The organism is Peribacillus sp. JNUCC 23 (assembly GCF_053653995.1).
This window is the reverse complement of record NZ_JBSJXW010000002.1, coordinates 12,878-37,476: the sequence shown is the minus strand read 5'-3', so window position 1 is coordinate 37,476 and position 24,599 is coordinate 12,878. Positions and strand designations below refer to the sequence as shown.

The 24,599-nt window shown below is 34.4% G+C and carries 18 protein-coding genes and 2 pseudogenes; 3 read left to right on the top strand and 17 right to left on the bottom strand.

What is annotated here, in order from left to right:
- Positions 1-648: 648 nt before the first annotated feature.
- Positions 649-861 carry a hypothetical protein gene (locus JNUCC23_RS22665; protein WP_454216238.1) on the top strand — a complete coding sequence of 71 codons (213 nt, stop codon included), beginning with the start codon at positions 649-651 and terminating at the stop codon, positions 859-861.
- Positions 862-1,506: 645 nt separating this feature from the next.
- On the opposite strand, the gene JNUCC23_RS22660 is transcribed toward JNUCC23_RS22665, so the two are convergent.
- Positions 1,507-2,706 (bottom strand): MFS transporter, encoded by a 1,200-nt coding sequence (locus JNUCC23_RS22660; protein ID WP_454216236.1) that lies wholly within the window; start codon positions 2,704-2,706, stop codon positions 1,507-1,509.
- A 44-nt stretch (positions 2,707-2,750) separates the two neighbouring features.
- Complete coding sequence (locus tag JNUCC23_RS22655; RefSeq protein ID WP_454216234.1) at positions 2,751-3,590, bottom strand: pirin family protein; 840 nt, start codon at positions 3,588-3,590, stop codon at positions 2,751-2,753.
- Positions 3,591-3,822: 232 nt separating this feature from the next.
- Between JNUCC23_RS22655 and JNUCC23_RS22650 the strand changes: the two genes are divergently transcribed.
- Positions 3,823-4,185: a winged helix-turn-helix transcriptional regulator gene (locus JNUCC23_RS22650; RefSeq protein WP_454216232.1), complete on the top strand. Its 363-nt coding sequence runs from the start codon at positions 3,823-3,825 to the stop codon at positions 4,183-4,185.
- A 403-nt stretch (positions 4,186-4,588) separates the two neighbouring features.
- On the opposite strand, the gene JNUCC23_RS22645 is transcribed toward JNUCC23_RS22650, so the two are convergent.
- From JNUCC23_RS22645 to JNUCC23_RS22625, 5 genes are all read right to left on the bottom strand, one after another.
- The gene (locus JNUCC23_RS22645) at positions 4,589-5,137 is read right to left on the bottom strand and encodes a DUF402 domain-containing protein (protein ID WP_403077697.1); all 549 of its coding nucleotides are present in this window, start codon (positions 5,135-5,137) and stop codon (positions 4,589-4,591) included.
- A 607-nt stretch (positions 5,138-5,744) separates the two neighbouring features.
- Positions 5,745-6,017 (bottom strand): HU family DNA-binding protein, encoded by a 273-nt coding sequence (locus tag JNUCC23_RS22640; protein WP_062187508.1) that lies wholly within the window; start codon positions 6,015-6,017, stop codon positions 5,745-5,747.
- 801 nt (positions 6,018-6,818) lie between these two features.
- Positions 6,819-9,065: a transglycosylase domain-containing protein gene (locus JNUCC23_RS22635; RefSeq protein WP_454216230.1), complete on the bottom strand. Its 2,247-nt coding sequence runs from the start codon at positions 9,063-9,065 to the stop codon at positions 6,819-6,821.
- Positions 9,066-9,117: 52 nt separating this feature from the next.
- Positions 9,118-9,354 (bottom strand): hypothetical protein, encoded by a 237-nt coding sequence (locus tag JNUCC23_RS22630; protein ID WP_454216228.1) that lies wholly within the window; start codon positions 9,352-9,354, stop codon positions 9,118-9,120.
- 451 nt (positions 9,355-9,805) lie between these two features.
- Positions 9,806-10,024 (bottom strand): hypothetical protein, encoded by a 219-nt coding sequence (locus tag JNUCC23_RS22625; protein ID WP_454216226.1) that lies wholly within the window; start codon positions 10,022-10,024, stop codon positions 9,806-9,808.
- A gap of 448 nt (positions 10,025-10,472) precedes the next feature.
- Here JNUCC23_RS22625 and JNUCC23_RS22620 point away from each other — a divergent pair, with 448 nt between their 5' ends.
- Complete coding sequence (locus tag JNUCC23_RS22620) at positions 10,473-10,787, top strand: hypothetical protein (protein WP_454216224.1); 315 nt, start codon at positions 10,473-10,475, stop codon at positions 10,785-10,787.
- 361 nt (positions 10,788-11,148) lie between these two features.
- Here the strand turns inward: JNUCC23_RS22620 and JNUCC23_RS22615 are convergent.
- The 10 genes and pseudogenes from JNUCC23_RS22615 to JNUCC23_RS22570 all read right to left on the bottom strand — a co-directional run bounded on the left by JNUCC23_RS22615 (position 11,149) and on the right by JNUCC23_RS22570 (position 24,549).
- Positions 11,149-11,733: pseudogene (locus tag JNUCC23_RS22615) on the bottom strand (recombinase family protein).
- Between the two features lie 1,087 nt (positions 11,734-12,820).
- The gene (locus tag JNUCC23_RS22610; RefSeq protein WP_454216222.1) at positions 12,821-13,777 is read right to left on the bottom strand and encodes an ROK family glucokinase; all 957 of its coding nucleotides are present in this window, start codon (positions 13,775-13,777) and stop codon (positions 12,821-12,823) included.
- A gap of 720 nt (positions 13,778-14,497) precedes the next feature.
- Positions 14,498-15,412 (bottom strand): sugar phosphate isomerase/epimerase family protein, encoded by a 915-nt coding sequence (locus tag JNUCC23_RS22605; RefSeq protein WP_454216220.1) that lies wholly within the window; start codon positions 15,410-15,412, stop codon positions 14,498-14,500.
- Between the two features lie 302 nt (positions 15,413-15,714).
- On the bottom strand, positions 15,715-16,491 hold the full coding sequence (locus tag JNUCC23_RS22600) for a Cof-type HAD-IIB family hydrolase (protein ID WP_403076642.1): 777 nt from the start codon (positions 16,489-16,491) through the stop codon (positions 15,715-15,717).
- 159 nt (positions 16,492-16,650) lie between these two features.
- Entirely contained in the window at positions 16,651-18,525 is a 1,875-nt protein-coding gene (locus JNUCC23_RS22595) for a glucose PTS transporter subunit IIA (protein WP_454216217.1), read from the bottom strand.
- A 722-nt stretch (positions 18,526-19,247) separates the two neighbouring features.
- The gene (locus JNUCC23_RS22590) at positions 19,248-20,615 is read right to left on the bottom strand and encodes an MFS transporter (RefSeq protein ID WP_403076636.1); all 1,368 of its coding nucleotides are present in this window, start codon (positions 20,613-20,615) and stop codon (positions 19,248-19,250) included.
- Positions 20,616-20,934: 319 nt separating this feature from the next.
- Positions 20,935-21,102 carry a Spo0E family sporulation regulatory protein-aspartic acid phosphatase gene (locus JNUCC23_RS22585; RefSeq protein WP_403076633.1) on the bottom strand — a complete coding sequence of 56 codons (168 nt, stop codon included), beginning with the start codon at positions 21,100-21,102 and terminating at the stop codon, positions 20,935-20,937.
- 125 nt (positions 21,103-21,227) lie between these two features.
- Positions 21,228-21,338, bottom strand: a complete 111-nt coding sequence (locus JNUCC23_RS22580) for a C-glycoside deglycosidase beta subunit domain-containing protein (RefSeq protein WP_454216215.1) — start codon at positions 21,336-21,338, stop codon at positions 21,228-21,230.
- A gap of 284 nt (positions 21,339-21,622) precedes the next feature.
- Positions 21,623-21,739, bottom strand: a pseudogene (locus JNUCC23_RS22575) (hypothetical protein); the annotation flags it as partial.
- A gap of 353 nt (positions 21,740-22,092) precedes the next feature.
- Complete coding sequence (locus JNUCC23_RS22570) at positions 22,093-24,549, bottom strand: GH39 family glycosyl hydrolase (protein WP_454216213.1); 2,457 nt, start codon at positions 24,547-24,549, stop codon at positions 22,093-22,095.
- Positions 24,550-24,599 lie beyond the last annotated feature (50 nt).

Sequence of the window (24,599 nt, the reverse complement as noted above, 5' to 3'; positions counted from 1 at the left end):
AAATTAAACAACTTTTTTGTCTCTTAACAAATTCGGCTCGCTCGGTATGGCAGCGTAGCTGCAAATGGTACAGGTACCTACGGAATGTAGGCGCTAGCCTTACAGACCGTGGTTATCGAGTCATTTACTGCCGAAGCGACACGTATAGCCTGTTAGAAAGGACGCTTTTCCCTTTCTTACAGGCTGTAGTGCTGCCGCCCGAAATATACTTGAAGCCTTTATCTATAAAACTTTCTAAAGAAAAACCTTACCTAAAGACTACTCGAAGCGTCACAAATGAATATAACGCGAAATATATTGATATTGAGCAAGGGAGTTTAGTTAGTCATAACTAAGATTTACTTTCACCAGGTACCCTTGCTCTTAACCGTAAAGAACAACGAATGCTTGACAGTGACAATAAGGATAAATAATAATCTTGCACATCTGTTAGTAATGAGATTACATAACTCAAGTAGCGATAATCAGCGCCATTTAAATGAACCTTCCTCAAAAATAATGAATTAACATGGATATGTAACAGATTCTCATTGATAACCAAAATAAATTCTCGTTTTATCCTTTTCGTATACGATAATCGGATATAATAAATCCAGAGCAACATTTAGGTTTTTATTTGTTCTACGAGTTGATAAAGGGGATGCCTCAATGAATAAAGAGAAACTATTAAAAAAGATTCAGAGTGCCCATCAAGGTAATTTATTTTCACTAGAAATTCCTAAGAATACTAAAGAAGATGAAAGCACGATTGAAGATTTGGTTAAAGAATTAGAAAGAGAGGGAAGAATTAAATTAAGAGAGTATGTGCAGCGAGAATATTCCGTTTATTTACATGGAATCATTAAGTATGTATCCGATTAATCGGGTACTTTTTTTATTGGGGTTAAAAAAATTTTAACAGAGACTTTTGAAAAGAACAGAGTACATATAACCCGTCCTATATGTACTGGTACGTCTTTTGTGGCAATAAAAAAACAGAAGCCTATTAGCTCCTGCTCCTACCTAGCTTAACAACATTGCCCGTATACGTGATCTTGATCATCTGCTAAGGTACAATCACCAATATCTCCATACATCTCTTTAAGATAGCCTGCCACCCGGTTATGAATCTCATATAGTGTAGGTTTGGAATAAAGCTCGATCAAATTGATACTAATTACTTTAATAAATGAACAAACGGAAAACAATAGTTCAATAAAACAGCGGCAGTCTAGGACTTTATTTTCCCTAGGCTGCCGATTTTGTAATTCTAAAAACCTCGTGAGATCAGCAACCCCAGTCTAAAACATTATTTTCAACGCACAAAAAGAACGAAACTACTTAATAAGATATTTCTTACTATCTATGATCGCCATTCGTAAAGGCTGTTCTCTTATTACATAATCCTTTTCTGATAGTTGTTTATTAATCAACTGACCATTTATAAACACATGCTGTTTTAATTTCTTGTAGTAGAAAAAACCTGATTTTTCGTAAAACACTAAATTTGTGGCCCATAAGGTTGGCTTATGATATTTTATTATTGCGATTAATTTCTCCCGATTGTTGTTTTCTTTTTATGGTAGTGGCGACAGTCTGCACGACCATCATCGCTAAGGTAATTACAATCAGCCCCACTATTGCTGTTGAGAAGCTATCCGTCGCATCGTAAATCCAGCCAAGAATAAGGGGGCCGGTTGCCCCGATCACATAGCCGGCTGATTGAGTCATGGCCGACCAAGCAGCCGCCTCCTGCGGATTGTTGGTAGCGTCCAAAGGCAGTAGTATATTGAGAGAAAACAATGCGCCGGCGCCTACACCAATAAAGATCGTGGCAACCCACGGTTCAATGGAGGACGCAAGCATCACAAGCCCGACAAGTTCCGACAGCGCTGCAACCGTTAGCCAAAGGCGACGGGAAGGGAATTTGCGAAGCAAGATCGGCAGAACAAGGCTTACCGGAATCTGAACAGCGACGAAAATCGTAAGCGCGCTTGCAGCGTAGGACTTACTATAGCCCATCCCTTGAATAATCTGTGGCAACCAAGCTGTGAATGAATAGAATAGCATCGCCATCAAGCCGAACGTCAGTGTAAGTAGCCACGCTTTCTTATCTGTCCATGGCATTCTCGTCTTCGTGCCGGTTGAAGTGGGATGATCTTGCGGTCTAATATGCCGTATAACGAACAACCACCAAAACAGCACGGCGACGAATGCGATTACCGCCCATATCCCGAGCGCGCTCTGCCAAGAGTTCATACTATTCTGCATCGACACGGTCAAGCTCGAGCTTAGTGCTGCTCCCAGAGTAAGCGCAACCGTGTATATCGCAATCATCGAGGGCACATGCTTAGGAAAGTGGCGCTTAATAAATCCGGGAAGAAGCGGTCCTGCAAATGCAATCCCTATACCCGCGATAAAAGCGGTAATAAGCAAAAATGAGACCGAATTCGTGAAGAACCTAAGAATAGTACCGACTCCGATGACAAGCAGCGACCATCCCAATACCCGCTCAATACCCCATTTTCCGCTGAACTTTACGGCTACAGGAGCGAAGAGTCCCATGCAAAGAACAGGAATCGAGGTCAGCAAACTCGCTACGGAGGCGTTCATTCCTACGCTGTTCCTAATCGTTTCGAGCAATGGTGCGATCGAGTTAATTGACGGACGCAAGTTCAATGATGCAATAAATAAAGCTATTATCATTAGAATATATTTTTTTTTCATGACAATTTCATACTCTCCTATTCGATGTTATTATAAATTTCAATTTAAAATTTACCATTTCTATAATCTTGATAAGCCTGTATGATCTCTTGCTCGGTGTTCATGACGAAGGGGCCTCTTGCAACGACAGGCTCGCGAATCGGCTCGCCGGCATACAACATGACACGCATGCTGCTGCCTGCTTCGATCTTTATTTCGCTCCGTTCGGCAGTTCCCGCAGATCCCATCCATAATACCTGTCCTTGCTTCCCTACGATGCTATCGGACCCAAAGGAGCCTTCGCCGTCCAAAATATACAGAAACCCGTTGTAGGACCCTGGAAGCTCATACTTGAAGGCTGCGCCTGGCTCCATATTGATCTCAGCCATCGTAACAGGAGCAATATTTAATGTATCTGAGGCCTTATCGCCGAGTGACCCGGAAAATAGACGGATTTCAGCCCCGTTTTCATGAATGACAGGCATATCGGTCTTCCGCAAGTCTTGGTATCTGGAGGGTGACATCTTCTGTCCCGAGGGAATGTTCACCCACAATTGAAGAAGGTTTACTGTCTCGCCCTTTGCCGCGTCCTCGAGGTGTTCAACGCCTCTGCCCGCAGTCATCCATTGCGCGTCGCCAGCATGAAGCATACCTGTTCCATGCTTGCTGTCATAATGGTTAAGGTTGCCGTCAATCAAAAAAGTGACCGTCTCCATTCCGCGATGAGGATGGATGCCAAACACTCCGCTGCGCATATGGTCATGTGCCATGAGCAGAAACGGATCATGCTCTTCCCAATGACCGGGTTCAACTATCCACGCCATCGTATGAATGTCGCTATTTCGTTGGAAATGAGGGGTGCGGACACTTTTTATGCCTCGACTAAATACATCTAGATTGGTCATCATGATCTTCCTTCCGTAAATTATTTATTAACTAACTAATAAAGGTGTTAGTCGGTGTGGATTCATTATGCAACGAATCGAATGATTTATGAAGTAGGCACAACAATGAAACCGTGTATCTTCAAAGTAACCTTGCGGATTAGCAAAGCTTCTAAATGGCCTTTACGAGTCGAATCGTATTAAAATTGAAATTACGATACAATAGGATAGTCAACAGGATGGAGGATCAAAAATGGATGAAAAACCGGATAATTGTAAAGTCGCGACAACGTTGGATATGATTGTGGGTAAGTGGAAAATCGCCATAATGCTCCATTTGCTTCATAATGGGACGATGAGGTTTAATGAATTACGAAAAATAATGCCTGGCGTTACTCAAAAAGTGCTCACCTCCCACTTGCGAGAGTTGGAGGAGGAGGGAATAATCATGCGGGTAACTTACCCTCAGGTTCCTCCGAAGGTTGAATATTCGATGACCAAATACGGGGAGTCGCTCCAAATGGTTCTTGATATGATGCATGACTGGGGAGTGTCTCATTTGGCACGAAAGCAACGGCAGCAATCGCGACAACTGTTAGAGAATGACAATGGTTAACATTTGATACTTACTTTTAATACAGGAGGGGCTGCAATGAGCAGCCCCTTCGCCACGCTATTTGGCAGGAGTGTGCAGAAAGTCCCAGCACCTGACAGGGTACCCAAGATAATATCCATCTGGATAATGGCTTATTCAATATTTATCATTTTGAAAACAAAATTCTTCTCCATTTGCTACACATTCTTGAATCTCAACAAATTCGTTTAAGGTTATAATCGGACACCTACTTTTTTCAAGCTATAACAATATAACTCCTGTACTTAACCTACCTGTCAGTTACTTTAAGTACATTCCTTCACAATCTCTTTTTTCATAAATATCTAAATTCTTCACCGAGTGTTATTCAATAAACTGGCCCGATTGTGGAAATTCAAAGTATTAAAACAAACTTTCATAAATGTTATCTGTTGTTCAACCAAGGAAGAACTTCTTCATGTTTATAGGTATTTTCAGTTTCTGAAATAATTTGAGAAAGTAGAATATCAATGGAATCCGTTAATGAGTTTAGCGCTTGTAGGACTGACCCATTCTCAAATTGATCCAATGGCTCAGGTAACTCATCCTCATCTAAAATAAAATAGTCTCCATTAGGAAGAACCATAATATCAATAATCAAATCCTCAAAGGATACCAATTTATCGGTTATATATGTATTTTTTACAATATTAAGATAGGAGCCTAAATACTTCCCTTTATTATCTCTCCAGATGTATAAATTATATGGACGATCTTTCCAGTAATAAGCGATTGTATAACTACCTTTAGGAATAGTTAATGTTGTTTGGTTTGCTATCATCGTAAAGGATTCTTGTATGATATGGAAAAGCACTACATTTTGATTTTGTACTTTTAACAGCTTACAGCTATATTCTAAAACTACGGAGTCGTACCGTATTTTTCTTTCAATTATTTTATCGCCACTTTGAATAGTTGGAATACTTAAATTCACCACTGTTTTAGTTTCTCCTTCCTAGCTAATGTTTCTTCCCATAACAATTGTCTTTATTAATCGTAACATAGATTTGTCCTTTCCCTTTATTAATCGTACATCGCTGATAAACCAATATTTTATTCTATTAAATGACCCGATTGTTGAACACAAGTTAAACAACACTCTTCAACTAACCTGCCCCGTTAGTGTCAGTACATTTCTTCACAATCTCCGCAATGGTATTAACATAAATATCCAATAAAAACCTTAACTCTAAGAGAGGTGAGATCATTTTAATCAAACTTTTTTTTATAAATTATCAGTCTTTATTACAAAGCAACATGAAATTCGAACAGCATTTTCACCACCATTATTTAGTAGGCAAATAAAAATGGCTACTCATAAAGGGTAGCCGTTATCGGGTGAAGGTTAATCCATTATATGTAACTCTCATGTCTGCCCGTTCATCACACGAGACAGTCTATGATTGAATTATCTGTGCCCATCAGGATACAAACTACAAACAATCAAGCTGTGTTCAAATTCATACATATTTAAATAGAAAATACTCTGGAGAGTAACTCATCCCCAGAGTATTTTTACACTATCTTTATATATTTTTATTTTATTTAACAGCTTCTTTTAATTCCTTACCTGGTTTAAAAGCAGGAACTTTAGAAGCAGCAATTTGTATTTCTTCTCCTGTTTGTGGGTTTCTACCCGTTCGAGCTGCTCGGTCGCGCACTTCAAATGTGCCAAATCCAACTAATTGGATTTTTTCTTCTTTAGCAAGCGTAGTAGAGATTGTTCCAATTAGTGCATCTACTGCTTTTTTAGCGTCTTCTTTTGTTAGTTCTGCTTGTGTTGCCACAGCATTCACTAGATCCGTTTTGTTCATCGTCAAACACCTCGTCCTTTTATCTTAAATAGTATGTAGTAGTGACAATATAAACATAACATACGTTCGGTATGTCTGTCACTTGTAATGCTAGTGAATAGGTAGTTATATTCTAGTCATTATTGCTAAGAATATCTTTTTACGAAAGTCCGATAAGGAGTATTATGTAAACTGATACTCAGGTAGGTACAACATATTGAACGAGAAGTTAATAATATTAATTCAGTACTACCCTGAATTCCATATTCAACTTGAGGTAACTATTTTTCTCAAAAGGTAGCATTTTTAATCAAGCTATTGCAATTTAGATCTAATAAGGTTGATACGAATTCGGCCATTTTAAAATGTTGGTTTGGAATAAAGTTTGATTAAAAAATGCTATTCAATCCTTATTTAACAGCAAATGCAAAAACTCCATTTTGAAAAAAGATTGATCAAAATGGAGTTTTTCTTTTTAACAAGTATGAGACTTTTATAAAAAAGTTTGATCATTTCCTAATAGTGTTGCTCCACAATCGCGCCCGATTGCGGAAGACCGTAATCAAAAGAATCAATACTTTACCGCTATTTCTTATGGTGCTAACGTACCCGTTACACATTAAGTACATTTCTTCACATTCTCAAGTAACATGAACAATTGGAGGATTTTTCTTCCATATAAAAGACCTATAAATAATGGGTCATGTGTATTTAATCTGTTAAAGTTTATTTTGAATTCAACGAGATTTTCCGATTAACTTGTGCAATCACCCTATTATTGTAGTGGAACAATAGTAAGAAAAAAATATCTATCTAACCATGCTATTGTTTCTTTTTCTCTTCCTTTTTTAGACGCTTCTCTTCCTCTTTTTTCAATTTCTCTTCCTTTTTTAGACGCTTCTCTTCCTCTTTTTTCAATTTCTCTTCCTTTTTTCGACTCTTCTCTTCCTCTTTTTTCAATTTCTTTTCTTCTTTTTTGAGTTTCTTTTCTTCTTTATTTCCGCCATTATTAGGATGAATTATTACATTGTCGTTCTTAGGTGGAACTTCTGCAGAATCAATTCCTTTTATATAAAGTTCATTATTCACTCTGTAGACACTTTCTGGTTGCTGAAAATTTGCTGTGTCCGTTCCGAAAGCTTCCATCATTGCTTTAAACATTAACTGTGAGATTTTCGTCGGATTTCCACTCATATAGTTGCCCTGTCCGTTTTGAGTGTAACCCGTCCAGACAGCCATGGTGTATTGTGGTGTATACCCTGCAAACCAGCTATCATTTGTAGCTGAGCTTGGGTATCCATATTTAGCTCGAGTTTTTTCATCAAAATTGGTTGTACCTGTTTTCCCGGCAACATCAAGTCCGGAAACATTTGCAGTTGTTCCTGTCCCAGCATTTACGACTGTGCGTAACATATCAGTTACCATATAGGCAGTGTAATCCTGCATCACTCGTTTTGATTCCTCGGCAAAGCTAACCTCTTTGCCATCAGGGAAAATAACTTTTTGGACAAAATGTGGTTGAGTGTATACCCCTCCATTTCCAAAAGCACTAAAAGCTCCAGCCATATCCAAAGGATTAACGGTATTGCTTCCGATTGAGTAGGATTCATATACCTGATTATTCTTAAAAGTAATGCCAAGTTGCTCTGCAAAATTCTTTGCTTTTTCCATCCCTACCTCTCTCATTGTGAGTAAAGCAGGAATATTGTAAGAGTATTGTAATGCTGTCCGTATAGTTATGATTCCGTGGTATTTACGGTCCCAGTTAGAAATAGGTTGACCATTTGAATACGATGTCTTCTGGTCATGGATTAAATGACCAGTGGACCATTTTAAATGTTCAATCGCAGGTCCATAATCAAAAATAGGCTTAAATATGGAGCCAGGTTGACGTTTCATCTCGATTGCAAAGTTGTGCCCTAGAAATCCTGCTTTAAAGTCGTTTCTCCCGCTTCCAATCGCCCTAACTTCACCCGATTTTGTATCTAAAAAGACAAAGGCACCTTGAAAATTTGGATTTGGATAAGCAATAATTTCATCTGTGTTCAGCATTCTGTCAGCATAATCCTGAGCTTTTGGATCCAATGTAGTATAAATAGATAATCCGTCCGTGTTGATGTCAACATCCTTCAATTTTCCCTTTACTTCTTTTACAGCAGCATCCAAAAATGCTTCATATGGCATGCTCTGTTGCGTATTCTTTTGTACGAGACCTTCTGTTACAGGCACTTTTTCTGCTTCCTTCATTTGTTTTTCCGTGATATAGCCATCTCGATGCATCGAGCTTAATACGATGTGACGGCGCTTCGTGGCTGCTTCTTTGTTTTCCGGTATAGTTGGATCATAATTGTTCGGACTCTGTGTCAGTCCGGCTATCATCGCCGCTTGAGCAAGCGTCATTTTTTTCAAATCATCGGACTCAATACCGTAATAATTCTTAGCTGCGGCAGCCACTCCGTAAGAGCGGTTTCCAAGGTAGATTTTGTTTAAATACATCATTAAAATGTCCTGCTTGGAATATTTTTTTTCCAACTGATACGCTAAGTCCCATTCTTGCACTTTACGTTTCAGTGTTTTCTCTGGAGTCAGAAAAGAATTTTTAATGACTTGCTGTGTAATCGTACTACCTCCCTGAGATCCGAAATCCCCGGTTACGTTCACGAAAATCGCCTTGGCTGTCCGTTTGAGGTCGATCCCAAAATGTTCGTAAAAATGGGAATCCTCGGTGGCAATAAAGGCATGTTCCAACACTTTTGGCACTTGATTGTATGTAATTTTCGTCCGTTTTTCCCTCCCGTATTCATAAAGGAAGTTTCCGTCTTTATCATAAAATTTAGTAGAAAGCGGATCCACTAGCTTAGAAGAATCTAAGGTAGGTGTACCCATAATCATTGAAGCGAGCGTAATGGCTCCTGCTCCTGTTGAAACAAGACCGAGTACCAAACAGACAATGACCATTTTTTTAAACAACGATCCTTTTTTCAGTATACCAATACTTCTTTGTTTATTTTGGTTTGTTTTTTCTGCTTTTTTTCGTTCCTCACGAGATTGATACGCTTCTTCAGACATTCATATTCTCTCCCATATAAAGTTAATATAAGATAAAAAGCTTGTGTCGATATTATAGTTTAATGTGATTAAATTTCGGGTCATCTTTTTCATGAACTCCTATATAACGGATTGAAGAACGATTGACCCAATAATCCCCATGGTCACCTTTCGTAAGAAAGTATTTGCGCTGTTCAATCTTTTCTACTATTTCTTGTATAACTTGTTTCTTGCTAATATCTGCCTTTTTCATTATTCTTTCTCGTTTAATATCATCCTCTAAGGTATAACAAACTATAAATTCCTTCATACTAACTCCTCCATTTAAAACTTACAAAGTTGATCAAATTCTATAAATCTACAGTTGGATGTTAATTTACTTGAGCCTATTTATATAGGTTCGTAAGAACCCTTAACTTTATTGGGGATTATGGGGTGTAGTTTAAACCAAAAATAAAAAAGAGCTGCCGCAGCAACTCATTCCTCTTCAACAAACCTGCTTCTTTACTTTAAGTACATAATATCACAATCTCCTTTAAAATTTAGCATAGGGATCTAATTCTCTTTAAAGGAGTTGCTCTACAATATGGCCCTATAATGAAAAAAAGCAATCTTCTTTATTGAAGAATCGCGCCCGATTACTGAAGATTACTAAGCTTCTATAAGCTTTAGTATTATTTGGTCAGCCACGTTTTTTCTAGTTGACCATTTTTTTACTTATATTCAATTCCTATTATGAACTCGGTAGCAACACTGCATTTTTAGGTTGAGAAGATTTCTCCCAATTTATCAAGTTCATCTTCATCAACTAATTTATTTTTCCTAACATAGAATTCTGTTTCAATCTTAAGATTCGCAAAAATAGGTTGAGTTAATCTCATAATTTGTTGATTTGTCTCAATTTCAATGATTATTGAAGATTTCTGTACAACCTCATCAAGAATATTGATAATGATTTTCTTAAATTTATGTTCTTTCATAATTCCTCCACTAATTCAAGACCCTACAATGTTCTTATTTTAAACGAAGATTTTAATATGTCCAGTTACAATGTTTTACAATGGGTAAACCCTACAAGTTTCCCTGTTTTAACTTTGTAAGTCCGTATAATTCTAAAGCTACCCCAATATATAAATGAAAATATATGTAGATGTAAGTTTAATACATAAAATGTGAAATAAAGTATAAAAGATGAAGGGCTAGATGTAGCCTTGGGATAAAGTTTGATTAAAACTACCTTACAAATCCATATTTCACGAAAATTAAAAGAATCCCTTTCGAAATAGATTAATTTGTAACCATGTCCTTGTTCCACTTACCTGCCTCGTTAGTATAGTAAATAAACTGTAAACAGATTGTTACGTAAATAACGTTGTTGGGGGAGACTTTAATGTATATAATTTATATTCGTTAAGGAGTGACTGAAAAATGATAAGCGTAACAGTGGATAAGTTGAAATTCAAGAAGCAATTATCGGTGATTGAACAAAACACAATGAAAGATTTTCTGTATACCTGGGTAGGTAGCTCAAGCAAAGGATTGGATGACTTTTTTCAACTTGAGTATACGGTAGATGTATTTGCCAAAATGGAAAAAATGACGAATGACAACGATTTGTTGATTTCTGATGATGATTATTTCAAATATATAACTGTGACGGAAGATAATCAATATGTAATAGGTGTTTTAGATATGAATTCAGAATTAAAACATAGAATCATTTCACTAGAGGATATAAAATAATTCTTTTTTTCTTTAATCCATTTAAAAAGAGGCAGCGTGGTAAACTGTTTTTTTTCACTTTTATCTTATACGACGTTATTGAACAAACCTGCCCCTTTAGTTTAAGTAGAATCCTTCACACTCTCTATAAAGTTGCAGCTAATGATACACAATCAAATTATCTCTATATTAGTTCTTATGTTGTCTAATAAAACGTGTACCAATCTAATCGTTGTATAGCATCACATTCCTGACGATACCCCAGTAAACTATATTTAGAGCTTGTTTTAAATATAGTGATAATTTATTCCTCGTTATATTAGCCTTTGCTATCATGAGCAAAGGCTATATTTTTTGACGAGTTTCTTCTATTATATATGATTTATTTCAATGATCCCTCGTACTCCTTGACTAACTTATAAAAAGTCGTCTTTTTAACATTTAATTCTTCCATGGATTTAACAGCAGTCATCTCTCCTGCTTTCCAATGATCATAGACTTCTCTGAATTCTTCAGTGACCTCAACTTTAGGTCGACCAAATACTGTTCCATTTTATATAGCCAAATCAATGCCCTCACGCTGCCGTTTTCGAATTCGATCCCTTTCTTCTTCCGCCGCCCAGGAAAGAATCTGCAAAACAAGATCCGCAATGAAAGTTCCTAAACTATCCTTAAATTGAGTCGTATCGAGTAAAGGCATATCTACCACCACTATATCGGTCCGGATGTTCTTCGTGATGTCATTCCACTCCTGTAAAATTTCTTCTTTGTTCCGTCCAAAGCGATCCAAGGAATGGATATATAGCACATCTCCTTTTCTCAACATTCGTTTAAGCAACTGATATTGAGTTCGATTAAAGTCCTTTCCACTTTGTTTGTCCATGAAAATATCTCGTTCGCCTATTCCCTTTTCTTTCATCGCCTCAAGTTGTCGTCCCTCGTTTTGATCCTTGCTGCTAACTCGTATGTATCAAAACTTTCGAACGTCCATTTAAATCTCCTTCATTTTGGTTCTTTTTCTATTATTCTATCAAAAACGTTCATAAAAGTATATCCAATTCAACGGACGTTCGTAAATCAATTTAAAAGGTTTATGAACGCTAATTTCGACAGTTTTCAAACAAAAATCATCCGTTCATAAAAGTGTACTTTTGCGAACGTTATAACTAAAGAACCTTATAATATCAATTGTAAATATAAAATCATTCATAAATTCTTAGCTGTACATATTTTGTTAAATCTGAAGGTGGAACTTAATTTTCCACTACATCGGTTAGGTTACATCATGTCGCCCGTAAGGTGAGAGTGTGTAATATCGTTAACGTTTTGTGCAAAAAGTGCGAGTTTATCAGGGTTCGGTTAATTTCGATCTGTAATATCTTTAACGGGAATTAACCTTTTTTTCACAAGATTGCGTTAGCAAAATGTTAGCATTTTATATTAGGAAACTCTTGTGCGGTAAAACAATTAAGTTACCTTTTAATATTACACAAATATCAATGTTTATCTGTAGATAGACATCCAATCTATATTCATTGTCATTAAATAGTGTCTTATTTTGAGTTTCGATTGCTATATTCCTTTTTCAAGAAATTGTTTACCACTAAGAATCTTTACCATTGTTTAAGCCGAACTTCATACCGGTATGTTCTACTACACTGGGCCAACTAAGTTTTAACCTACGGCAATTAGTAGTACTATAGACTTGATCCTTCCTCTTTAGCAAATCATAGTCCCTTTGACTTGTTGATCCGATTCTTAGTAATTCTTTTTTCAAATTATCAAGAGTCTCTTCCATTGTTCTCACAACCATCACCTAGACGTTTTGATTTTTTTGAAATTTTAATCACTTTTAACCAATTATTATAATAGGCAAGGTTAGACCAACATTAAAGAATATCCTTGCAGTATCCCATTCTAAGATATATAAGCCTTCCGTTTTAACATAATAAAACCACTAAAAAAAGAATACCGAGCAGAAAAAACTACTCAGTAAAATATTAAACCGTATTATCAGCTCATTCTATCACAGAAACAACAACTTTTTTCACTTGCTATCGGTAAATATTAACCAAAGAGGCAGCACCAATAACCCCAGCATCATTGCCTAACTGCGCTAGTCTCAGTTTTGTGCTTGTTTTTATCTGTGGGAATGCATATTTTTTGAAATACTTTTCGACTCCACTAATTAACATCTCTCCAGCTGCAGATACTCCACCACCAATGACGATTGTTTCAGGATGTAATACATTGGCTATATTACTACAAGCTAAACCTAAATAAAAATAAAACTTATCGACTACTATTTCAGCTAATTGATCCCCTGTTTTTGCTTGATCAAACACTGTTTTAGCAGTCACTTCTTGGCCATCATCAATCAGATACTTTAATTTGGAATCACCAGCATATTCTTCTGAAAGATCTCTTGCTATTCGAACTATACCCGTTGCACTTGCTACTGTCTCTAAACATCCAACGTTACCACAAGTACACTCGTAGCCAGTAGGATCAACATTAATATGACCGATTTCACCTGCAGCACAAACACCATGGACTAAATTACCTTCTGCAATAATTCCTCCACCTACACCTGTGCCAAGTGTCACGAATACAACATTGCCACTTCCTTCACCTGCACCTTTCCATTGTTCTCCCAAGGCAGCAACATTGGCATCATTGTCAATGTAAAAAGAAATTCCTGTTCCCGCTTCGATTTGTTCTTTTACTGGTTGTAATGTACGCCAGTTTAAATTATACGCACCAATCACAGTACCCTTATCTATATCCACTGATCCTGGAGAACCCATTCCGATACCAGAAAAATCATCAGCCGATAGTCCGTATATTTCAAGACGGTGATTAATGGATTTAACAATGTCAGGAACAATATTCTTTCCTTCGTTTTGAATATCCGTTTTAATACTCCACTTTTGTTGTACTTCTCCCTCTGCTGTTAAAATAGCAAATTTTACTGTTGTTCCACCTAAATCAACACCAATTAATTTTTTCATGTTATCCTCCGCCTTTATTAAAAAAATACAGGTGAGATACCCCACTTTCCTATTTTTTTGTTGCATTTGACGATTCCATAATGATACTACGACAAGGTATCCGTTAAAATTAGTTGCCAATGAAGGAAACATTATTTTTTATACATTCACTACAGCTTTATGCTCAAATAAAACTGGTGCTTTGCTATCGGCAGCTTTATAGAAATGATCAATAATATTCATCATGTATCCCCCGTCTTCTGCTGGTGCGTACAGTATCTCTTCATTTTTCTTTAGCTCGCTTAAAATTTTCAACAGCTGGAGCAGATATGATTCCTAGTTGCATTGTTTCTTACTCCATTTCTTTATGATTAAATGAATACAAATTTATAAAGTTTATAAATATATTTTAAGAAAGAATCTTGATATGTTCTTCCTAATAATTAAGGGATTTAATGATAAAATTTAATACAAATTAGCATATCTTTTTTGTCAAAACACAAAAAGGATAAAAATTAACATATTACTTTAATCCTCTTCACTACAATTATTTTGTTTAAACTATTAGTATCTTCTAACATAAAAACTCCTCCGAATACTGTTATGTTGGTTGGCGATCCAAACATATTCTAGCACCACGGAAGAGTTTTTTAATACCTCGCTGTAAGCTTTCCTGAATCCTAGACCGAGCCCAATTTTCTCCATAATAAGAGAGCGAAACATTTTCGCTCTCTTAATAAGTTAAACAACAAAGTTACGCATATAACGAGAACTTTGTTTAATTGAACGTTTTACATCATCGTAATCCTTCTCAAAAGCTTTATCTTCAATTTCAATACAAGTATATCCGTTATACCTAATATCCGTTAAAGTAGAAACATACTTAGCCCAATCAACATCACCTAAACCTGGCAGTTTTGGACTCATATATTCCAAAGGTGTAGCCATTACTCCTACATCTGCAAGCTTTTCATGAAACACTTTAATATCCTTATAATGAACATGAAAGATCTTTTCCTTAAATTGATAAAGCGGTTTTATATAATCAATTTGTTGCCAAATAAAATGAGATGGATCATAATTAAGACCGATAAAATCACTATTTAATATTTCAAAAACTTGTCGCCAAATATTAGGAGTAGTCATAATGTTTTGTCCTCCTGGCCATTCATCTTCCGTAAATAACATTGGGCAGTTTTCAATTCCAATTCGGACATTTTGTTTTTCAGCATATTTCACTATTGGCTTCCAAACAGTTTCAACTTCTTTTAGGTTTTCAGATATCGTCTTATGTTGCATGCGTCCAATAAAGGTAGTAATCATATTTACCTCAAGCATTTTTGAGGCATCAATTAGACTGTATAAATGATCAATCGCCTCTTGACGTTTCTCCAAATCTTCATCTAAAGGATTGGGATAGTATGCTAAAGCCGAGATTTCAACTCCTCTATCTCCACAATATGATAATATTTCTTTTGCTTTTTCTTTCGTCAAATTAACTGTATCAATATGAGAAACTCCAGCATAACGTCTTTCAGCTTTTCCCTTCGGCCAACAGGCAACCTCTACACAGTCTAATCCATTCTCGGCTACAATATCTATCATTTCCTCAAAATTACTTTGGTCTAAAATTGCGCTTACAATTCCTAGTTTCATATTCTGTCCTTCCTTCTTTTTAATTTCATGAAATATCAATATAGGGATGAGATAATACTCATCGACTTTTCCCTTTACTTAATAATATATCCAACGATAAAAACATTCTTCGTAAGTTATGGCCAATATGTACTAGTTATTTGGTAAATTAAAAGAATCAAGAACTTTTTAATTAGCAAAAAGACAAAATCTGATATATATTTGTTGCTGTCAAATATTAATCTTTTATTAATTACCTGATATATGAATTTAAAAGAACTCTGCCGAAATAATCAGACAGAGTTCTTCTTAAATTGCTTCGATTATAAAACTTCTAGATTTTTTAATGCTCGGTATATCCCATCATTGTCATTTGAATCAGTAATTATATCAGCTACTTGTTTTACTTGCTGACTAGCATTTCCCATAGCTATTCCAACCCCAGATAATTTCAACATCTCTAAATCATTATTTCCATCACCAAAAGTAATGATATCTTTTCTGGAGATATTCAGTTTCTCAGCAAGCTGAATTATAGTGGCAGCTTTAGATCCCATTTTTGGAATGACATCTACGCAATATTCATGCCATCGAACAAATCGGAATTCAGGAAAATCCGCTTCGAACTTATTATCAACTTCTTCACCAAAGAAGGCCAATCCTTGATAGATTTCATTTTCATCTGCATAATTCAAATCGTATTCTGGAAGTGAGCCACCAAGAGAGATCATTACTTCATCCATCTTTGGAACATTAATTGAGGAAGTTCGACGTATTCCATCTAAGCTTGTTACCGCAATATCAATTTTCTTTTGATTCAAAGAGCTAATTAATTCTTGTAATATCTTAGAATTAAGGGTATTTTTATAGACTTGCTGATGATTCATAAAAGCTGCAGAACCATTGCAAACAACGTAATTTTCAAGCTCTAATTTATCCAATATATCTTGAATGAGAAAACGGCTTCTACCCGTCGCTACCATTACAACATGTCCACTTTTTCTTAAGCTATCGAGAGATGTTACAGTACTATCGAGTATTTCTTTCTGACTATTCAATAGTGTTCCATCAATATCAAAGGCAAATAGTTTTCTTTTCAATTTAGATTCTCCTTGAATATATCCAAAAATTATTTAATTAGAGTTTTTTAATTCTTGACTATTCTACTAGCTTGTAATTTTATCGATAAAATTTTATGTTTTCTACTTAAAGCTAAAACACTATCATATTAGGGTTTGAAGTTAATAACCTTAATTTTCTCAATTATCATATGCTGCGTCATCAAAGCTAAACATCCATGTCGCTAGAAATGTAACTACTATCGTTATTCCTATACTGCACAATGCTAAAATAAAGTTTGTATTTGTACCATCTGGATTCATAAAAATTGGTAATGTAAAAAATGATGGCGGAGCAAAAGCAAATATTTTCACATTAGCAATTGCGCAAAAAATACCATTTGCTATACATCCAATGAATGTAGCATATAAAGGTTTCTTCAACCGAATAGTTATCCCGTAAAGCGTCGGTTCTGTAATACCACTAAAAAAAGCAGTAAATGCACTGTTAGCCGCCAATTGTCGAAGCTTATTTTTCTTAGTCTTAAGCATTACAGCTAAAGCTACTGCAAATTGAGAAAAATTCATACCGATGAATGCAATTAATAATAAATTATCATAACCAAGGTTTTCAAAATTAGATAAAATTAATATTGGTGTTAAGGCAATATGCATACCTGTCATAACAAGTAATGGAGCTAAGGAAGCTACTAAAAGTATCGCTAGCCAACTTGCATTGCTATAAATTACTGATAAAACACTACCTAATCCTTTACCCAAAAGAAATCCCGTTGGTCCAGTAATACCCAGAGTTATAGGTAACATAATTAATATTATAAGAAGAGGTTTAAAAACATATTTTGCGGCATCGGGTACATACCTGTCTGCAAATTTTTCTACATAAGATAAAACCCAAATGCTTAGAATAATAGGAATCAGGCTTGATGAATAATCAATTAGAGTTATAGGTATTTTAAAAAGATCTATGTTTTCCCCAATTTTTACTAATTCCAATATATTAGGATGAAGCATTAACCCACCAATGAATAAAGAATAAATAGTATTACATTTAAACCTAACGGAAGAAGTGTAAGCCAACAATATTGGTAAAAAATAAAAAACTACATTGGCAGCTGTACTTAAGATAGTATAAGTACTACTTTCTTGATTCATTCCGATTTTTGAAAGAACAACTAATAACGCTGAGACAAACCCACTAGCCATAATTAGTGGCACAGTTGGACTCAGTATGTCAGATAATACATTTAGAACTCTATTAACTATAGATCCTTTAACGTTTTCTTTTGCATCATCATTGGCACCCACATTGTAAAAATTTCGTATATTTTGATAGACCTTATTTACCGTATTTCCGATAACAATTTGTAGGCCTCCCATGGAGTCTACTACCCCCAAAACCCCAGAAATATTTTTTAGCCTCTCTCTATCAACTAATTTGTCATTGTTAAGAGTTACTCTTAATCTTGTTGCACAATGTCCCATCGATCGGATATTCTTTTCACCGCCTAACGCTGAAATAATCGAACTCTCCAATCTATTTTCTATATTTATATGCTCATTTGAATTCTCTATCTGATTTTCTGCCTCAATCTTTTCTAACCCAATTAATACTTTTTCTTTAGAAGCATGATTTTCACAAGTGAATTCAATCACTTCATAAGAAGAACTGTTTAATATTACTATAGGAATTACTGAATCATAACCATTTTGTTCGATTTCATTTAGATTAAACTTCATTATGAGATCTCCTGATTGGACAGAATCATTCTCTGTTACCATAGGCTCAAAAAAAACACCATTTAACTTTACGGTGTCTATCCCAATATGAATAAGTAACTCACATCCATTATTGCTTTTCAATGATATAGCATGTTTTGAAGGAAACACACTGACCACTGTGCCATCAAAAGGGGCATAAATTTCTCCAATTTCAGGTTTAATCGCAATTCCTTTTCCCATGATTTCATCAGCAAAAATTGGATCATTGACTTTTTTAAGCGGAACAACTTCCCCCTTAGAAATTCCAATGATTTGTTCGACTATTCTTTCTCCCATTAGTTAAAATCCTTTCCTATTTTATATGATTAAAGAAAAATAAATCGCTTACATATTTTATTATTATACAAAAACTACTTAATAAGAAGCTCAATGATTTACTTTTGTTAATGCTTTCAATCTATATTGTATAACATATCCCCTCTAAATTATTTGCGAATCATGTCCAAAATCTAATTGTTATTTGATGAAAAAGAAAAAGTCGAAAAAAATCTAAAAAAAACAGCAAAATTTAATATATATTTATTGTCCTTCATAATTATTATAGTGATAATATTGCACTGAACAATGGAATGGTTACGGAAAGTTTCTATTTGGCATGAGAACCTATACGATGAACAGTAAAACTACCAGAGGACTATCAAAAAAGGAGATTATAAAGAGCAAATTGACTCATGGGCCGTCTATTGCAAAATAAAAGTACAGAGATATACAGAGAATTCGTGAAGAAGATCACTGCATAAAAAAAGGCTTGCCCGCCCCAAAAATAACCTCTACTGTTTGATTGACGAAGTCTTACAGGTGGAGGAATCGAAAGGATGCTTATGGTTTCCGTAATTATCATAATTTCAAAAATACGGTTTTCATGTACCTTGAAAATATTTCCGAAAGACACAAAGAAGCAGCCAAGCGACTAAGGTCACCTGACTGCCGGCTGATTTCTATAGAATTTCTGTTAACCAACACTCGTTGACAAAGAGCCAAAAAATATTATTTAGTTTTTATTGTTCAGTAGGAATTGCATTCACTTTCAAAGCACTTTTATTTTCGAAATATTTCGTTTGAAGATTGATAATAGTAATTGACAACGCTGCTACAATCCCTGGAATAGCAAAAGTAAGAAACCAAACTGTGATTGATACATTAGCTGTTAAAAGCATACCACCTACGATTGGACCTAGCATTCCACCAATTCTACCTGTAGAATTAGCAAATCCTAAACCTGTGGTTCTGATTTCCGCAGGATAATATTGCGAAGTAAAAGTATTCATTAATGAATGTGCTGAAAAAGCAAACATCCCAATTAAAGCAACAAAAAAGTATAAAACAATTAAGTTAGCTTTAACACCCATTCCAAATAAACTAATTGCTCCAATTACATAAATCACAGGCATTAAAATTTTGAAACCAATTCTATCAACTTTTATTGCCCATAGAATTGTTCCAATCAAAGTCCCTAGATTTAAAACAATTGAAAACGTTAAACTTGAGCCAAGGGCATAACCATTTTGATTCATCACTTGTGGCAACCAAATATTCACACCATTTATTGTCAGTAAACCACAAATATAAATCAAAGTAATTAAGACTGTTCCAAGAAAAAATCTTTTGCTGAAAAGTTGTAAATAAGGTAGTTTTTCCACTTTTTTCTCTTGAACTTTAGTCGTTTCCATTGATTGTGCCGTAATTTCTAAAGTTTTTTTATAGTTTTCGTCAATTTTGTAAAGTAACTTATCTAATTTTTCATTTTGATTGTTTTTAGCTAAAAATTGCGCTGATTCTGGAATTATCTTTATAAAGATCGGAATTAAAATCAGTGGTAAAATTGATAACCATAAAACAGGTTCCCAACCAAATCGTGGCATAACATTCATCGCTACGAAAGGTGCAAGCATCCCTCCAACTTGGTTCCCACAGATAGCAAATGCAACCATTTTTGCTTTACTTGTTTTAGGGGAATATTCTGTTAGAAGTGAAATCACAATAGGTGTCGCTCCGCCACTTCCTACACCAGCCATAAATCGGCAAATCCCAAACATTAAACCACTATCGGTAAAAGTTGCAAGGACAATGAAAAAATTAAAAATGAAGATAGAAACAATCAATAATTTTTTCACACCAAATTTGTCAGCCAAAAAACTTAAGGATATTGCTCCAAACATCATCCCAAACATCGCTGAACTGCCGATAAATCCAACTTGTGTTGAACTAATATTCCATTCCTTTATAACAACTGGAACAATTGAACCAAAAACAGAAAGTTCGTATCCTGAAAAAGTAATGATGAAAAAACAAATGAATAATAACAACTTGTGAAATTTGGTAAACTTGCTATTATCGAGAAAAGAACTAAGGACTATTTTATTCATAAAAAAACTCCTTTTCTTATAAATTTTACAGATGGAAAATCATAAAAAATAAAACGATACGCCGCGTTTGATTTCTTCAAATGTTCTAGGTTCTTTCCTATTGATATCAAATATTTGAAGTTTACGTGTACAGTAACAATAAAGTCATTTAATTTTGAAGCGTTAAACTCGCATAAAACCCTTTTAAATTCAGATCAAACAAAAAATAAGTTGTTTAATTTCGATCGTAACATGAAGAGTAAATTTCAAAACTAATGATAATAAAGTTGTTTAAAATGTTAATATTCAAACTACTTTGTTGCCATTCAACAACATATTTTTATTTTTTATAAGAAAATTTTTGATAGATCGTGATGAGTTGGTCTAATTGCTGACTGCAATAGATGGTCTCACGGCTATTTAATCCACTTATTTTAGCAATCTGAAACAATTCTTTTCTCAGTTGATTAATTCTATATTCTATTGCATCTAACTCTATAAATATCATACAAACTCCCCTAATTACCTTAAACTGGTTATTAATAAAAATCCTTTCTTAGGTCGGTAGATTGATGAAGTCTTATATTTATTTAGTCTTTTCGCCTGTACATGTAATATTAAACAACTTTATTATCACTCAACATTACGTGGATATTCAACTCCATCCACTTTAATGTAGTAGCCATTATGTGAGGATAGGAAAACGCCTCGATAATTGGCAATTTTCATTTTCATCAACATCATTTTAGAGACTGCCTTAGCAGATTAAGACATTAGCAAACATTGTTTATCCTCCTTTGATTTATTTGCTTTCTATAATTTTATGCTATATTGTAAGCGGCAACTATGGGATATTTATTCTCAATATTGCTAAAATCATTCTTCTTTTCCACTTTCTATTGTTTGCATTTTTTGAGACAACAAAATCATAATGTTAAATTTTGTCTTCATCAAGAAATGTAGTTTTTTCCCAAAAAATAAGGGATCTAGCAACTTCCTAATGTAAAGTTACTCGATTCCCTATTGTGATTAAAACTTGGGACCATAGAGAGCAGGAAACTGATCGGCAGGAACTCCGCAAAAATATTAGACAAGACCTATGAATAAGTCATGATGCCTGTCAGAATGAACACAAATACAGAGATAATCAGATCTTAATTTTGATATTTTTCCATTTATTAAAAAGTAAGCGTCAAAAAGCCCCCACCTTCATGAGGATGGGAGCTTATATTATTATTTTGATAACTTGTTAAAGGCTACTGATAAAAAAGGAAATAGGCGAAACTCATTTATTATTATTAGTAAAATCTGATATATATTATCCTTTTAAATTATTGCGAGTTTAATCTTAACTTCCAACCTATTCAATTCCTTTGTTGAAAACGTGGAGAAATAGTATTACAAAAGGTTCAAGAATATACCATTTTACTTTTCACTCTGTAAACTAGTGTCTTTTTTCATATCAAACATCCAGTAGCCCAAATAAAACAATTTAATGTTACTTAGCAAAAATATGAAGATTGCGAAATTCGTTTGGTTTTAGCTGAACATTAAAATCTAATACATGCTTTTCTACTGTTATATAAGTATTTAAAAGTCTTGGTGTACTAATACGCTTCAGGTAATTTTGCTCACTTATGTTCAATTTTTCTTCTGAATTGAGTCTGATCCACTCATCCTGTACACTACCGTACTCACTGTTTATCAAACTTGTTTTAATAACATAAACGCCATTCTCGATGTTTTTTATCCTAATTTTTATATTGAGGGATTCGTGTTCTTCAAATAAATGAGACAAACTACTTACCTCAATTTTGCTTTCATCCATTAAGTAATAGTTAAAATTTAGTTTCTTAAAATTATGACAGGCTATTCTAAATGATCCTCTACTATTTCCTGTAATAACATAATTTTTTTCTCTTTTATAAATATTTTTATAAAGTAGTTTTAAAAAGGATAAAGCATAAAATGCTGGCTTAGGCACACCAGTTTTGGTTAACAATCCGCCCCCACCGAAAAGAAAACTTTGTGAATCATGAAAATCAGCATAAATATCAGTTCCAAGCCAATGTCCAAATATATCAGCGCATCCAATAGTTGAAATTGCATTTTGAATGAGAAAAGCCCCTTTCGCGCAGTGGTCATTAATCGGATTTCTATTAGATAGTGTTAAATTATACTCTGATACATGAACCGGTACGTCAGGAAAAGAGCTTAATTCCATAGATTCTCTTAGAGTTTCAAGGTTATGTTGAATAAAATACATATCTGTAGATTTTTTTTCATAATATGTGTTGGACTCCCTCTCTAATTGATATGGATAACAGGTAATTGATAAAAAATCTGGATATTCATTGTAACTCTTCCACATCTCCAATAATTCTGTAAAACCCATTTTTCCATAATGCTGTATAGGAAATCCACCACCTCCAATTTTTACTTCAGGCAAAATTTCCCTAAAAGTCTTAGCGATAATCTCAAACCTATGAAAATAATCTCTATGGACTGACTCTGTTTGAGGTTTATAATTATATTCCAAATCATAAAATACAATATCTTCCTTTTTCCAATATTCGAAATACCATTTTTGAACCTCTTCAGATCCATAGCGTTTTATAAAATGTGTTAATAACTCACCAAAAAATGAGGTCATTTCGTTTTCGGAGTCAAATTTTTGATTCCGTGGTATTTCCATTAGTGCACTCTGCGTATTCTTTAGAAGTCTTATCGGCTTGAACCCCAACTCAATATACGGTTTTAATTGATTATTAACTAAAAAATCGGTAACACTATCAAGTCGACTAAAGTTCAGATTTTCTTTAGGAGCATGAATATCCAAATATAATTCAGGTGCATAAATGTCCCAAAATCGTACATATTCTGCACCTAAATGTGTTTTCATATATAACATTTGTTCTTGGAAATCCGATTTAGTTAAGTCTACAGCAGTTCCTGCATTAATTAGTAGGGTGAAGTTACTATTCCATTCTTCTTCATCTAAATCACCTAGATCAAGAAATAAATGAATATCTTTAATCTCACCTTCTTCAAAAATCTGAACCGGATTCTCACTCAAATAATCTTCAAGTCGTTTCTTAACATTATTATTTTCATCATTTTTCTTATTACTTTCATTTTGTTTTGAAGTGTTTTTATTTTTTTTGAATTGTGAAGGTGTCATATTGTATGCTTCTTTGAAAGCTTTGTTATAAGCAGCTACGCTTGCAAACCCATTATTTATAGCAATTTTCATAATTGGTAAATCGCTATAAAGCAAATCAACCATAGCATGAGATAAGCGTATTGAAGTAATTAGCTCACTAAAATTAATATTAAACTTCTTTTTAATATATTTTGATAAATAAGCGGTTGATAAATAAAACTGGTCAGCTATATCTTGCAGAGAGATACTATCTTGATAATTGGCTCTTATAAATTGAAGAATCTCCTTCATCCTATCATCAGAATTATTATTTTCTTTTTCATACTTTATGTCATCGGAAGTCAATAAAAAGTTTTTAGTAATGACATGGAGTAGTTGATAATATAAACTTAATTTATAAATACTATTTTTTTTTGGTTCTATCAGATGTTGATTTAAAATTTGATCTATAATTCGTTTCAGTTCATCATATGACTCATTCTTTTCAAAAGTGGAATTACACCAAAAAATCATCATGTCTTTTGACAATAATTCTCTCACTTTACTATATGAGATAATAAATCTGGCTACAAATAAATCATCACTGCCATTAAAACTGTGTTTTCGGTTATAGTTCACAATAATTATGTCTCTTTGTGTTAATAAATAGTTTTCCCCTTCAACAGTAATCGACATATTACCACTTAAAACATATAATAGTTCAAAGTTTTCATGGTAATGAAGCTTAGTCTCAGAGTTAGTTATGAATTCTAAATCCATTACGGAGTCTGAAGAGAGGTAATCTTTTTCCACGTTTAATCACTCCACTTTTTCCATGTTTTAACACTCTACTCTTTTTCATC